Raw genomic sequence first — 14,139 nt, forward strand, 5'->3', positions numbered from 1 at the left:
TAACTAAAAATGAACCACATATTGGTTCCAATATGTGGTTCATTTTGGCGCTTAGAAAATTCTACTTTTATATTTTACTCCATTCTTGCATTGAATATTTTTTAGGGGATATCCCAATATTTTTTGTAAATGTAGAAATGAAATATGTATAGCTATTAAATCCGACCATTTCACAAACCTCAGTAATAGAAAAGTTCTTTTTAAGTAATTCTCTTGCTTTTAATAGCCTTAAGTTTATTATATAATTATTCAAGGTTGTGCCTGTAGTTTTTTTAAATAATCTAGATAAGTAGAATTTGTTAAAATGAAATGTTTGAGCCAAATGTTCAAGGCATAGTTCATCATTAAGATAAGTTTTTATATATTGTAAAATAGGTTTAATGGCCCTAGTGTCATTATCTGTGGTGTGTGAAATTGATAATTCGTCTGAGTGGAAAAAAGAGCTAATTAAAAGTAGGATTTCAATTAATTTTATCCTTCTATATATTTGATATCCAAAGGTCCTATTTTTATGATGATATAAAGCATCATCTAAAAGACTAATTAGCTTTAATGATTGGTCATTATGTAGGTGAATTGCTTGTGAACTCTTTGCACATTTATTAATAAATATATCCAATAAATCTATCTCGGAAGTGGAAAATACGTTAACCAATTCCGGAGTAAACATTAGCACGTAACGATCAAGATCTATGTTAAGTGGGGGTTGCGTAAGATGAATATCCATATTGTTAATTAAGACAAGGTCTCCTTTTTTTAAAGTGTAAGATTGGTCATTAATATAGCAATGTGTTCCATCTGTTAGATTATAAAAAACCTCGAATTGGTCGTGAAAGTGGAAGTCCGTTTTCACAGGCTGGCCTATTCTATGGGTTAACATGAAATCATTAATATAATTTTGTTTAAGCTCTTTATCTATTATCATAGTAGCCCAACTTTCTTTATAAGAATTATTATTCTATTTACATGTATACAATAATAGTATAGCACAAATTATATCTAATGATATATAACAGAATTTCTCCAAGTGAACATATTAAAATAATTAGGGGTATAAAAAAAATATTTGGTAAATAATTAAATATGGTTGTATAATTAATATATTAAAATTACATTATTATTACTATTAATTAGAGGGGTGTGTAATGACTACTGCGTCAATTTTTTTAAAAAGGAGTATTGTACGTTTTAAAAATTTAAAACTAAGGAATAAAATAGCTCTAGCTACAACATTATTGATTTCAGTGTCAACAGCAAGTACATTATTCTTTCTGTACATACAATCTAAGAATATAGTTTCACAAAAAAGCTATAATGAAACACATGAGATAACTGTACAGCTAGCAAAATATTATGATGAAAAACTTACTAAAATAATTAACTTAACTCAAGGTATTTTTCAAGATCAAACTTTTAAGCTGTCATTAAATAATATATTATGGAATCCACAGTACAACTATGCAATAGAATCAACCACCATGCAAAATCTATTTCAGCAAACTAGGTTAAAGGATACATATGTGGATTCTATTTTTATGTATACTACCAAGGGTGTATTTCATGAGAATAATAACAAGGTAAGAACAGGATTTGATTTTACTAAATCTAATCTTTATAAAGGTTATCAAATAAATCACATTATTTCCTGGCAATCTGGTTGTCAAGATGTTATTGTTGATAACAATTCCGACGTAATTCCTGTTGTATTAAGTACAACAATAGATGGAGTGTATGATAAGGCAGTAATGGTACTTAATTTAAAAGAAAATGCGTTTAAAGCAAACTTCGAAGACATTAGTTCAAATAATAAGGGAAGTATATTTTTACTTAATACTGATGGAAGCGTTGTCACGTCTGTTGATAATAAGGACTATGCACCATTATTAAAAGATAAAAATTTTCTGTACAAACTAAATAATAGCAGCGGGTATTTTAAGTATAATTATAATAAGCAAAAGCTTTATGTAAACTATGCCATTGTAGCAATAAATGGATGGAAAACCATAATGATTCAACCAGAGTCTGAACTACTTAAAGATGTGAATAGTTTGCAGATAACGGTTTTATTAATTGGGTTATTTACCATAAGTTTTGCCGGTATGATGTCAATACTTGTAGCATCAACTATAACCAAACCTATTTATAGATTGAGGAATACTATTTTAAAAGTTCAGAGTGGGGAATTAGATTCCAGATTTAAAAATATCTATTCAGATGAAATAGGACAACTTGGAGAAAGTTTTAATGGAATGTTAGACGAGATACAATATCTAATAAAGGATCTTGGACTTGAACGTGAAAAGACTAAAGAAGAGCAAAAGCAAAAGTCTAAAGCAGAAATAAAGGCCCTTCAAGCACAAATAAATCCTCATTTTCTTTATAATACTTTAGACTCAATATATTGGAAGTCAAAGCTAGGGGAAAATCAAGAGGTAAGTGAAATGATAATTTCATTGTCTAAGCTCTTAAGAATTGGGTTAAGCAAAGGCCAGGATAAGATTCAAGTTGAAAGCGAGATTGAGCATGTAAGAAATTATTTGTATTTAGAAAGTAACATGTATAAGGGGAAATTTGATTATGTAATTAACATAGAAGGCGACATATCTAGATACTATATCGTAAAGACTATCCTTCAGCCGTTTGTGGAAAATTCGTTGCTTCATGGATTTGATGGTATTGACTATAAGGGAAATATAATTATAGATGTGAAAGTGAAGGAGAATAATATTATCTTAGTGGTTAAGGATAATGGGCGAGGAATGAATATTGAAGTTATTAAAAAATCTCTACAAGATAATGTAACTGAATCAGAGGGATATGCGTTAAAGAATGTATATCAGAGATTAAAGCTAAATTATGGAGAAGAATGTAGTATTAATCTTAGAAGTGAGCCTTTTAAAGAAACTTCTGTTGAAATAATAATACCTGCGGAGGAAATATAGTTATGTATGGAATGATAGTAGTAGATGATAAGGAAGATATTGTAATGGGTATCGAGAAATTAGGCAAATGGAGAGAAATTGGTGTTGAGATTATAGGTACCGCATCAAATGGATTAGAGGCATTAAAATTAGTGAAAAAGCTTAAACCCAAAATTATTATAACAGATATAAAAATGCCAGTTATGGATGGACTGCAATTGACTCAAAAGGCTATAGAGTTTGATGAGAACGTCAAAATAATATTGCTAAGTGGATATGGTGAATTTATGTATGCCCAACAGGCTATGAGGCTGGGAGCAAAAGAATATCTGTTAAAGCCAGCTACCATTGAAACCATAACGGAAGCGGTACTTAGAGCAAAAGAAGAGATATTAATAGGAGAAATGAGGTTTAATGAAAATATAGAACTAATTCAACGAGTTAAAGAGAATCTACATTTGGTTAAAGATAAGTACTTTGCTTATTTAGTAACTCATGCGGAAAATGATATTGAAGGAATGAAGGAAAGACTGAGTTACTTGGAAGTCGACCTTGATGTTAAAAATTTCAGAGTTATGGTTGTTTCAATTGATGATTATGAAAATGTTTATTCTTTACATTCGGGTGAAAACTATGATTTGGTAATGTTCGGTATTGTAAACATACTAGAGGAAACTATAGGCATGTTTTGCAAGAATGTTGTATTTGAAACTGATAAGTCCACAATATCTATTATAATGAACGATCAGTATAATAATATTTTCTCTATTGCCGAGAAGTGTAAGGAAAGTATAAACCAATATCTGCACTTATCAATTTCTATTGGAATTGGGAGACATTATGAAAGGACTCAGGATATTTATGTTTCTTATAAGGAGGCTATGCGGTCGGTAGAAAACAGATTTACTATAGGTAAAAATAGCATTATTAGTATTAACGATATAGATGTAAGTGGAGATATAACGTTTAGATACCCTCATAAGATCTTAGAAAATCTTATAAAGTACATAAAAATAGGAGCGGTAGAGCGGGTTGAGGAGATTTTTGATTCTTTTATTGAGGAGATACGCAACAAAAATCCTAATTTACCAAAGCTAATAAAAAGTTATCTAAGTGAATTTATATTTTCAATCTCAAAAGAGCTTATGGTAGAAGAAATAAGTATAAAAGAAATTTTAGGAGATGAGTTGGAGTACGTAAACAAATTAAATAAACTTGAGACATTAAGCGAAGTTAAAGATGAATTAAAGAAAATAATCATTGAAATAACTAATTACATTTTCAAGCTAAAAAAAGTAAATGGGAAAACAAATATAGATCTAATTAATGATTATATTAATGAAAATTATATGAAAGATATATCTTTAAATAATATATCAAAGAATATATTTATAAGCCCTAGCTATATATCAACACTTATTAAAGAAAATTACAATGAAAACTTTGTTGATAGGGTAACACGGCTAAGAGTTGAGGAGGCGAAACTTCTCTTGCTTTCAGGGAGAGACAAGGTTTATGAAATAGCAGAAAAGGTAGGATATAAAGATAGAAGGTATTTTAGTGATATATTTAAGAAATGTACGGGACTAACGCCCAAGGAATATGTTGAGAAATATAGAAAACTTTAAAAGGATGGTATATAACCTTTTAAAGTTTTTCCCCCTTTTTTGAAGATAGTCGCATTGTCTGTTAATGCTATATATATTAAACTAAACATACAGAAAATAATTAATGGGGGGTATGAATATGAAAAGAAAGTGTATACGGTTTCTAACGCAGGTATTAGCTTTTAGTATAACAGCAACTCTACTTGTAGGTTGCGGATCATCAAATGGTAAAGCAGTAAAATCAAGTGGGCAGACGAGTACAGTGACTCCGGTAAAACTAACATGGTGGACTTTTCAAAATTCTGATTCAGTCTATATGAAAGCTATGGTTGCAAAGTATAATAAAGAAAACAAGGTAGGAGTTACAATTGATTATGTAGTTCAAAGTTCCAATAATTTTAGGCAAGCACTGGATTTAGCTTATCAATCAAACCAGGCGCCTGATATATTCACGGGCCAAGACATAGCAAGTTATTATGTTCCAAAGGATCAAATTGAGCCATTAGACAAATATATAACACCTGAGATGAAGACGCGTTATGGAAAAATGTTATATAGTGAGGGAGATAATGGCGTAGATAAAAAGATTTACAGTTTAATTAATACGGGTATAACTTATAGACTTATGTATAATAAGGATTTATTTAAGAAAGCTGGTATTGATGGTCCTCCAAAAACAGTTAATGAAATGGTTGAATATGCTAAGAAGATAACAGAAGTAGGAAAAGCAGACAAAGCATATGGGTTTGCAATTAATATGAAGAATACTCAAACATCTATTGAGAGATCAATTAATGTAATTGGTATGAAGAGCGGTTTCAGAAATTATGATTATAAAACTGGTTTATTCGATTTTTCTCCATATAAACCTATTGTACAAGCTTTCGCTAGTATGGCTAAAGAGGGATCTATGTTCCCTGGTTATGAATCTCTTGACATAGATCCAATGAGAACACAATTTGCGCAAGGGAAAATAGGAATGTATTTGTCAGGAGCATGGGAACCATCTTGGTATGATGCTTTATCTCCTAAATCCAAAGTTGACTATGCAGCGGCTCCAGTTCCTACAATTGATGGAACTGTAAAAGCACCAGCTTATATAAGCGGCCTAAGATGGTTGTTTATGAGCAGTAAGTCAGATAATAAAGATCAGGTTTGGGATGTAATGAAATTTTTCTACTCAGATGAGGTACAAACGGGCTACAATGAAAAGGGCTTAGGCGTAGTTATGGTTCCAACAGTACTTGCGAAGTCGAAACCATCAACGGTTAAAGCTATGAGTGATTTCTTACCTACAAAAGACGATGCTATTTATCCATCAATACCTAATGTAAGAGCACTTAAAATTGAAGGAAGTCCTTTTAATGATATATTTGCAAACATTATTACAGGAGGTACAACCTTTGATAAAGAGATAGGTGGTCTTAATAAAAAATATAATGATGCTCTACAAGACGGAATTAAATCAGGAGCAGTAAAAGATTACAAGATACCCGATTTTGAACCATCATCCCTAATTGTTAAATAAGTAGTAAGTATAAATTAAATGTGCCTGGCTCCGGAAAGACAAAGGAGTACCAGGCACAATTTTAAAAAAGGGGGAAGAGACATGCAAGTTACACAAAGAAATAATACTAATAAATCTTCAAATTATAACAAGAAAGAAAATCTAAAAGAAAGACTGCAGACATATGGAATGATTCTTCCTAGTTTTATTTTTCTTTTGGTATTTTCTATATATCCATTACTATGGGTTCTTAGGTATATGTTTTCTGAATTTGACGAATCAACACCAGCTAAGTTTATAGGCCTGGAAAACTTTGTTAGACTTTTCACAAGAGATACTTATTTTTGGAAAACAGTTATGAATACATTTGTGTATGGTGGTGGAAAAATCCTTTTGACTATTCCGATATCCTTTCTTCTTGCATTATTTATAAATGAAAAATTAAAAGGAAAAGATATAGTTAGAGCTATGATCTTTATGCCTACAATTATCAGTACTGCTGTAATGGCCATGATGTTTTATTACATATTGAATCCATACAATGGTGTACTTAACCAGATATTAATAGGATTCCATTTAGTCAGCCAGCCTGTTAATTGGCTTGGTAGAAAATATGCTATGCTGTCAGTAATTTTAGTAGCAGTATGGGGAGCAATAGGTAATTATATGATCTATTTTATTGCGGGTCTTCAATCAATACCGCAAGAAATATATGAAAGTGCGGAGATTGATGGTGCAAATAAGTTGCAAACAACCTGGTTTATAACTATTCCTATGCTTGGACCGGTTATGCAGGTTATTATAATGATGGCGATAACTGTATCACTTAAGGGATATGAAAGTATTATGGTTCTTACTGGCGGAGGTCCAAATGGATCCACAGATGTTATGTTTCTTTATGTATATAAGTTATTTTTCCCTATGTCTGATGGTTCTGATTTCAGAACTGATTATGGTTATGGTGCTACTGCAGCATTTGTATCAGCTATTATTGTTGGGTTAATAACTTGCGCATATCTCTATTACTCTAGAAAATCAAATGAGGACACATAATAAAATGAGGTGAAGGGCTAAATGAAAGGTGGAATTAATATGAAAGCTAATTCAAATTATAAAAATGTAAAATTTTTTTTGAGGATATTCCTTGATATATTGAAATGGATTTTTATAATTTCTATGGTTATATTTACATTGTTTCCTGTTATTTATATTATTTTAGGGTCATTTAAAAGTAATAATGAACTAATGATAGGTGGTAATATCATACCAAAGGTATGGAATCTTACAAATTACATTGATGCATGGCAAAAAGCCAATTTTGCAATATATACTTGGAACAGTCTATATTTTTGTGTCTTTGTTACTGTGGGAGCTTTATTAATTTCCTCAATGGCAGGATATGTGCTTGCAAGGAAGGAGTTTTATGGTAAAAAAATTTTTAAAGGAGTGCTTCTATCTACAATGTTTATAACTTTAGGAGCAATTGTATACAAACCATTGTATATTATGATGGTAAGTATCGGACTAAACAACAGTATGTGGGCAATAATTCTAATCCAAATAGGAGCTCAAGGTATGAACATATTTATAGTTGAAAGATTCGTAAAAGGAATTCCAAAGGAACTTGACGAAGCTGCAAAAATAGATGGTTGTAGTTCGTTTAGAATTTATTGGCAAATAATAATTCCTTTAATCAGGCCTATACTAGGGGTTGTTGGATTATTTTCGTTTAGAGACGCTTGGAATTCATACGTATTGCCATCTATATTTTCAATAATGAATAGAAGTCTTATGACCTTGACCGTAGGAGTTGTAAACCTAAAATACGCTGATGGCGCTGCGATTCAATGGAACATAATGGTGGCTGGAGCTTCTATAGCATTGATACCAATGCTTATAGTGTACATATTTGCTAGTAAGCAATTTATTTCTGGTTTAACTGTTGGCGGTGTTAAAGGATGATTTTGAATTCAAGGGTTTGAGTGTGCCCTTGTAATAACTTATATGGGAGGAGAATTATGAAGACCGAGAATAAATACGTGAAAAATTTAGTTTCTAAGATGACATTGGATGAAAAGGTTGGAGCCTTATTAACACTAGGTTTTAGTGGAACTATGGCAATGCCACATACATACGAGTTTATAACTAAATATCATTGTGGTGGTTTAAGGCTTTCTCCAACTTCAAGAAGTTTTGGAAGTTATGTAAATCCTAAATCAGGAGAAACTGTTGTTAATGTTGTAGACGAAAAAGGTTTTAAAAATGGTATAGAGCCTCCAAATACAACTGCTTCACAATATAAAGAATTGCTTGATGGATTTCAAGAATTAGCTATGAGCAGGCCTCACGGAATACCCCTTCACTTTGCTTATGATCAAGAAGGTGGTACTAGTTCAGATTTTAATTTTAGTGGAGTAAATATTTTCACGAAGCCAATGGGAATAAGAGCAACTGGTGATAGTAAACTAGCTTATGAAGTTGCGTTAGCTGTTTCTAAGCAAAGTAAAGCTGTTGGATTTAATTGGATACATTCACCAGTTATCGATATTAATGTAGATCCTAGAAATCCTGAAGTCTATACGAGAGCTTATTCTGATAGAGTAGAAGAAGTAGTGGAATACTCAGAGCAGTCTTGTTTAGGATTCAAAGAGGGTGGTTTGATTGCAACAGGTAAGCATTTTCCAGGAAGAGGTGATTCACCTGTTGATGCTCACTTTGAAGTGCCAGTTATAAATGTGGATAAAGAGACTATGTTGAGGCGAGAATTATTACCTTATAAGGTACTTATAAATAAAGATTTATTACCATCAATAATGATTGCACATAGTATATTTCCGGCATTTGATAGCGAGCATATTGCTACAGTTTCAAAGAAGATAATAACTGGATTACTAAGAGAGAAATTAAAATTTGACGGGGTAATTGCTACAGACAGTATGACCATGGGCGCAATTGCTATAAAGTATGGTGTTGCAAATGCTTGTGCATTATCACTTGAAGCTGGGGCAGATCTTGTACTCATGAAAGCTGAGGGGAGCCTTGTTGAAGAAACTTTTAATACTATAAAAGAATTTATTAAAGAGGGTAAGATCAGTATTGAGGAATTAGACAAAAAAGTGTATAGAGTATTAAATGTAAAGTATGAGTATGGCCTATTTAATTATGAAACAATGACAGGTGAAAAACCTGAAGATGTAATTAACGAAAAGAGAATAGTTGCGTTATCAAAACTCGTTGCAAGAAAATCTGTAATTGTAGCAAGAGATAGAAATAGATTGTTGCCTTTAAGCTGTGATGAAAAAATCTTAGTTATAGAACAAATAAATAAAACACCAAATAATTTTAGCTGGCATCCAGGAATACTGTTTAAAAAATGTATTAAGTACAATAAAAATATAGAGTATCTAGAAACAAATTATACCTTTGATAAGCAAGATATAGATAACATTAGGAGAAGAATTAAAGACTTTAATATAATAGTTGTAACTAATTTCTATATACGAGGAAAACTTGCAAATAATGATATTATAAAAGAAATCGCTGGGAATAAATCTAAAAAAGTAATACTTGTTACCAATACTCCTTATGAAGTATTAAGTATACCAAAAGAAGCAGATTCAGTAGTTTTAACTTTTGCAACATCACCACACAATATAGAAGTTACTGCAGGAGTAATATTTGGTGAAGTAGTTCCTGAAGGGGAATGGCCTATTGAGTATAAACTTGGTGAATAAACATATGAGAATACTTTTGGGAGGCACGGAGATGGGAAGGTTAAGTATACAAGATATATTAGAGGAAATAGAAAAAAAAATTAACACAAATATGGATGATCTAAATGCTAAAGCCAGCCATATGACTAAAGATGGTGTTTATGATTGTAATAGCTATGATTGGTGGACATCAGGATTCTGGCCTGGAATGCTTTGGGTTATGTACGAAATGACTGGAAAAGATAAATATAAAAATGCTGCTTGGGACTTTGATGAGAAAATAGAAACGCTATACTTACTAGAAAATAGGTTCCATCATGATGTAGGATTTCAATTTTTACCAACAGCAGTTATAAAATATAAAATAACAGGTGATGAGGATGCAAGGCGACGTGGGCTTTTTGCAGCAAATTTTCTAGCAGGGAGATTTAATATTGCGGGGAAGTTTATTCGTGCTTGGAATCAGGTTGATAAAATTGGTTGGTCAATTATTGATACGTGTATGAATTTATCTTTACTATTTTGGGCCTCAGCTGAGTCAGGGGATCCAAGATTTAAGCATATAGCAGTAGCCCATGCAGATACAGTAATTCGTGATTTTATAAGAGAAGATGGTTCAGTAAAACATGTTGTATGTTTTGATCCGGAAACTGGCGAAGTTGTAGATGAAAATGGAGGACAAGGCTATGGACCAGGTTCATCTTGGAGTAGAGGACAAGCGTGGGCAATATACGGCATGGCTAACTGTTATAAATCTACAGGTGATATTAAGTATTTAAAGGCATCAATTAAAGTTGCAAAATATTTTATTTCTTGTTTGCCTGAAGATAACATAGCATATTGGGATTTTAGGTTACCATCAAATATTGGTGAACCAAGGGATACTTCTGCGGCTGCTTGCGCAGCTTCAGGAATGCTTGAAATAGCTGAGTGTCTTAGCAAAGAAGAGGGGCTCATTTACAAAAACTGGGCAGAAAAAATATTATTTTCTCTTACTGAAAATTATTCAACCTTTAATAAACCAGAAGAGGAAGGGATTTTAACTTCTGCCACCAGCAATAAGCCAGGTAATGTTGGAATAAATGTTTCACTGATTTATGGAGATTACTTTTTTATTGAGGGAATATCCAAATTATTAGGTTGGAAAAGGAGTATTTTTTAGTATTCTAAATTTACTTTGGGATTAGGATAGACAGAACTAAATTATAAAGTATATTTTTATTCCTAAGGTATAAATGAGGAAGGTATACAAAATGGACTCAACATTAAAGTTAAAAGAGATGGAAAAAGAAAAAGAGTTTTTATTATGTGTTGATTCCGATGGATGTGCTGTAAATACCATGGAATACAAACATAAACAAATTTTTGGACCTAATATGATTAAGATATGGGAATTGGAAAGTATAGCAGAGGATGTTACACAAGTATGGAATTATGTTAATCTTTACTCGCAGTGGAGAGGAATAAATCGTTTTTTGGCATTGGTAAAAGTCTTTGAATTATTAAAGGATAAAAAAACAATATTAGCTAAAAAGTTTGAACTTCCAGATTTTAAATCTCTTTGTGAGTGGACAAAAAAAAGTGATAAATTATCAAATATTTTACTTGAGGCTAGGATAGAAGAGCATAGTGATGTTTTTTTAGATAAAGTTATTATTTGGTCTAAGTCAGTTAATGAGGTAATTTCAAAATCTAAGGTAGATTGTTTACCTTTTGAAAGTGTTCACAAAAGTTTAGAAAAGGCACAAAAATATGCTGATATAGCTGTAATTTCTTCGGCTAATTCGCAGGCACTGAAAAAGGAATGGAATGAACATGGTATTGCTGCTTTTGTTAAGGTGTTAGCAGGGCAGGAAATGGGATCTAAAACCTCATGTATTGGAATTGTAAAAGATAACAAATATGATAACCATCATGTACTGATGGTGGGTGACTCACCTGGAGATTTACAGGCCGCTATGGACAATGGAGTTTTATACTATCCGATAATTCCTAGTAAGGAAGATATGTCATGGCAAAAATTTTATGATGAAGCTTTCGATAAGTTTATAAATGGAAGCTACAATGGTAAATATCAGGAGCAGTTAATTTACGAATTTAATGAGATGTTGCATTCTAAGATACGTTGGGAGTAGAAGTTACTCTTTGTGTTACAAGGCAAACCATGTTGCAATTTAAAAACCATCAATGCAATTGAAAATAAAAAGTATAATCCCAATCTGGAATTAGCAATCATACATGAAAACCTCCCCCATTATTGGTCGAGGTTTTTCTGCACTGAAGCGTTGTATTAAGAAGTAAAACCTGTCCACATGCGCTTCCCAACTTATGTAAGCACTAGATGTTTAACGTTGAGAACAACTTTATTTGAGCTTCTATTTTACTACAGGGAAAGATATCTTTACAGAAGTCCCCACATTTTCTCTGCTGTCTATTAAAAATGTTGCCTCATCCTTAAAGCAAAGTTTAATTCTTCTATATACATTCGACAGCCCAATGCTTTTTCTACTGCTATCAAAAGTGTCCTTTTCTAGATTCTGCATAAGCAATTTTAACTTCTCCTGGGACATACCAATGCCATTGTCTGAGATCTCTATGTTTACGCTTCCATCCACAATACGTCCCTGAACGGTTATAATACCTTTATGCCTTATATTATCAATACCATGTTTTATAGAGTTTTCTACAATTGGCTGCAGAATCAGCTTTACTGTTTTACAGTTTTTAAGTTCCGCGTCTATTTCAAGGAGAATTTCAGATCTACCACGGCAGCGGATTTCATGGATATAGATATAACTTTTTAAATGTTCTATTTCTTCTGCAAAAGTTATAAGCTCTGTTCCGGTAGATACGCTTCCACGAAAGAAGTTTCCGAGAGCTGTTATCATACCACAAATATCTTCAGCACCTTTTTTGTAAGCCATCCATTTAATTATATCCAGAGTATTATATAGAAAGTGAGGATTTATCTGCTGTTGAAGTAGTAGGTCTGTTAATATACGCAATACCTCTAATTTTCCTCGCGAATACCAATACCGATTTTTTGTAATTATTTTTCTGAACTCCAAGAAACCTAAGGTCTCCTATTGTATTATCCGCAACAGGTTGTGACAGATATTAATTAATAATCTACCTGTTTCGACACAAAAATATTTGCCACTATGAAAAGAAAATTGATATAGCTCTAATGTCTGGTGATACTACAGATGTATTTTTTACAACAAATCAGATTTCACAATCTAAATATGTTTTAAATGGATCTAAATTAGCATTAGATGATATTGCAAAACAAAGTAATTATAATTTAGATGAAAAGTATGGAAGGTACCTTCATAAGGGTGACGGTAAAACATATGGAATACCAAGTTCACCAACCTACTGGTTAGTATTTTATAATAAAAAGATTTTTGATGATGCAGGCGTAGCTTATCCTAGTGGATATTGGACATGGGATCAATATGTAGAAACTGCGAAAAAGCTTACTAATCCTTCTAAGAAGATATATGGATCCTTTATGAACAATTTTGATGCAAACTTTTATATGATAGCAAACCAAAAAAGGGTAGATGGATATAAGAAGGATGGTACTTCGAATTTTGATGATACTGCATTTGCAGATTCATTGAAGTTCTATGGAGACTTAGAGAATACATTAAAGGTTCAGCCAAGCTATTTGGAATATGAATCAAAAGATTGCAGCAGAGAGCTTTGTTAGTGGAAGTTATGGTATGTGTTTTACCGGCACTTGGTTATTGGCAGACTTGACTGATACAGCTAAGTATCCAAGAGATTGGAAGTGGGGCATAACCCAGGTTCCAGTTCCAGATGCAAACTCAAAGAATAATGTTGGCGCATTAAGTTATACTGTTGTAAGCAAAAATGCTAAGAATAAGGAGGCCGCTTTCAAACTAGCTACTTATATAGGCGAAAATCAGTATAAAGTAGCAAATGAACTTCCAGCACTTCAGACATTTTCTAAAGATAATTATTTAAAATTATTCAGTGATATAGCAAGCAAATCTGGCAATAGCGTAACATCTAAAGAGCTATACGACGCGCTAATTAATAATGGCTTGGGATTTAGAGCTGAAAAGATTACTGGATCAATTCCTGCACAATATATTGAAGAAATTTAGATACAAAAGAACTTTAAAAGAGAATAGAGTTAATAAATTACTATTGACAATATTGATGCTTATACTTTCCATATTGATGATAGTTCCATTTATGCTTATGATCTCTGCTTCTTTTAAACATTCTACTGTTGCTTTTACAAATATTTTTGAGGTGATACCTAAAAAGACTTATTATGGTAATTATGAGGCGCTTTTTAAACATCAATATTATTTCACATGGTTTTTAAATTCAGCCTTTGTGGCGATTTTAACTAT

At 32.1% G+C, this 14,139-nt stretch carries 12 protein-coding genes; 10 read left to right on the forward strand and 2 right to left on the reverse strand.

Annotation, left to right across the window (positions count from 1 at the left end):
* Positions 1 to 67: 67 nt before the first annotated feature.
* A complete protein-coding gene (locus KPL55_RS00670; RefSeq protein ID WP_216304774.1) occupies positions 68 to 925 on the reverse strand; it encodes an AraC family transcriptional regulator in 858 nt (285 codons plus the stop codon).
* Positions 926 to 1,145: 220 nt separating this feature from the next.
* Between KPL55_RS00670 and KPL55_RS00675 the strand changes: the two genes are divergently transcribed.
* The 8 genes from KPL55_RS00675 (at position 1,146) to KPL55_RS00710 (ending at position 11,883) form a co-directional block, all read left to right on the forward strand.
* Complete coding sequence (locus tag KPL55_RS00675) at positions 1,146 to 2,942, forward strand: sensor histidine kinase (protein WP_216304775.1); 1,797 nt, start codon at positions 1,146 to 1,148, stop codon at positions 2,940 to 2,942.
* A 2-nt stretch (positions 2,943 to 2,944) separates the two neighbouring features.
* On the forward strand, positions 2,945 to 4,549 hold the full coding sequence (locus KPL55_RS00680) for a response regulator transcription factor (protein ID WP_216304776.1): 1,605 nt from the start codon (positions 2,945 to 2,947) through the stop codon (positions 4,547 to 4,549).
* Between the two features lie 118 nt (positions 4,550 to 4,667).
* Positions 4,668 to 6,056, forward strand: a complete 1,389-nt coding sequence (locus KPL55_RS00685) for an ABC transporter substrate-binding protein (protein WP_216304777.1) — start codon at positions 4,668 to 4,670, stop codon at positions 6,054 to 6,056.
* Positions 6,057 to 6,137: 81 nt separating this feature from the next.
* Positions 6,138 to 7,088 carry a carbohydrate ABC transporter permease gene (locus KPL55_RS00690; RefSeq protein ID WP_216304778.1) on the forward strand — a complete coding sequence of 317 codons (951 nt, stop codon included), beginning with the start codon at positions 6,138 to 6,140 and terminating at the stop codon, positions 7,086 to 7,088.
* 39 nt (positions 7,089 to 7,127) lie between these two features.
* Positions 7,128 to 7,997, forward strand: coding sequence for a carbohydrate ABC transporter permease (locus KPL55_RS00695; protein ID WP_216304779.1), 870 nt, complete (start codon positions 7,128 to 7,130; stop codon positions 7,995 to 7,997).
* A 56-nt stretch (positions 7,998 to 8,053) separates the two neighbouring features.
* Positions 8,054 to 9,769: a glycoside hydrolase family 3 protein gene (locus tag KPL55_RS00700; RefSeq protein ID WP_216304780.1), complete on the forward strand. Its 1,716-nt coding sequence runs from the start codon at positions 8,054 to 8,056 to the stop codon at positions 9,767 to 9,769.
* A gap of 31 nt (positions 9,770 to 9,800) precedes the next feature.
* Positions 9,801 to 10,910 carry a glycoside hydrolase family 88 protein gene (locus tag KPL55_RS00705; protein WP_216304781.1) on the forward strand — a complete coding sequence of 370 codons (1,110 nt, stop codon included), beginning with the start codon at positions 9,801 to 9,803 and terminating at the stop codon, positions 10,908 to 10,910.
* A gap of 91 nt (positions 10,911 to 11,001) precedes the next feature.
* Complete coding sequence (locus KPL55_RS00710) at positions 11,002 to 11,883, forward strand: HAD hydrolase-like protein (protein ID WP_216304782.1); 882 nt, start codon at positions 11,002 to 11,004, stop codon at positions 11,881 to 11,883.
* Positions 11,884 to 12,123: 240 nt separating this feature from the next.
* Here the strand turns inward: KPL55_RS00710 and KPL55_RS00715 are convergent, their stop codons facing one another.
* Positions 12,124 to 12,816: a sensor histidine kinase gene (locus tag KPL55_RS00715; RefSeq protein WP_312887177.1), complete on the reverse strand. Its 693-nt coding sequence runs from the start codon at positions 12,814 to 12,816 to the stop codon at positions 12,124 to 12,126.
* Positions 12,817 to 12,920: 104 nt separating this feature from the next.
* Between KPL55_RS00715 and KPL55_RS26230 the strand changes: the two genes are divergently transcribed.
* Positions 12,921 to 13,463, forward strand: a complete 543-nt coding sequence (locus tag KPL55_RS26230; RefSeq protein ID WP_312887187.1) for an ABC transporter substrate-binding protein — start codon at positions 12,921 to 12,923, stop codon at positions 13,461 to 13,463.
* Positions 13,429 to 13,884 carry a type 2 periplasmic-binding domain-containing protein gene (locus KPL55_RS26235; protein WP_216304785.1) on the forward strand — a complete coding sequence of 152 codons (456 nt, stop codon included), beginning with the start codon at positions 13,429 to 13,431 and terminating at the stop codon, positions 13,882 to 13,884. The genes KPL55_RS26230 and KPL55_RS26235 overlap by 35 nt, the downstream gene beginning before the upstream one ends.
* Positions 13,885 to 14,139: the final 255 nt, after the last annotated feature.

Source organism: Clostridium lacusfryxellense (assembly GCF_018861735.1).
Classification (GTDB): domain Bacteria; phylum Bacillota; class Clostridia; order Clostridiales; family Clostridiaceae; genus Clostridium_AD; species Clostridium_AD lacusfryxellense.

Coding starts and splice junctions, on each gene's coding strand:
- KPL55_RS00670 (WP_216304774.1), bottom strand. CDS start 925: ATGATAATAGATAAAGAGCTTAAACAAAATTATATTAATGATTTCATG.
- KPL55_RS00675 (WP_216304775.1), top strand. CDS start 1,146: ATGACTACTGCGTCAATTTTTTTAAAAAGGAGTATTGTACGTTTTAAA.
- KPL55_RS00680 (WP_216304776.1), top strand. CDS start 2,945: ATGTATGGAATGATAGTAGTAGATGATAAGGAAGATATTGTAATGGGT.
- KPL55_RS00685 (WP_216304777.1), top strand. CDS start 4,668: ATGAAAAGAAAGTGTATACGGTTTCTAACGCAGGTATTAGCTTTTAGT.
- KPL55_RS00690 (WP_216304778.1), top strand. CDS start 6,138: ATGCAAGTTACACAAAGAAATAATACTAATAAATCTTCAAATTATAAC.
- KPL55_RS00695 (WP_216304779.1), top strand. CDS start 7,128: ATGAAAGCTAATTCAAATTATAAAAATGTAAAATTTTTTTTGAGGATA.
- KPL55_RS00700 (WP_216304780.1), top strand. CDS start 8,054: ATGAAGACCGAGAATAAATACGTGAAAAATTTAGTTTCTAAGATGACA.
- KPL55_RS00705 (WP_216304781.1), top strand. CDS start 9,801: ATGGGAAGGTTAAGTATACAAGATATATTAGAGGAAATAGAAAAAAAA.
- KPL55_RS00710 (WP_216304782.1), top strand. CDS start 11,002: ATGGACTCAACATTAAAGTTAAAAGAGATGGAAAAAGAAAAAGAGTTT.
- KPL55_RS26235 (WP_216304785.1), top strand. CDS start 13,429: ATGAATCAAAAGATTGCAGCAGAGAGCTTTGTTAGTGGAAGTTATGGT.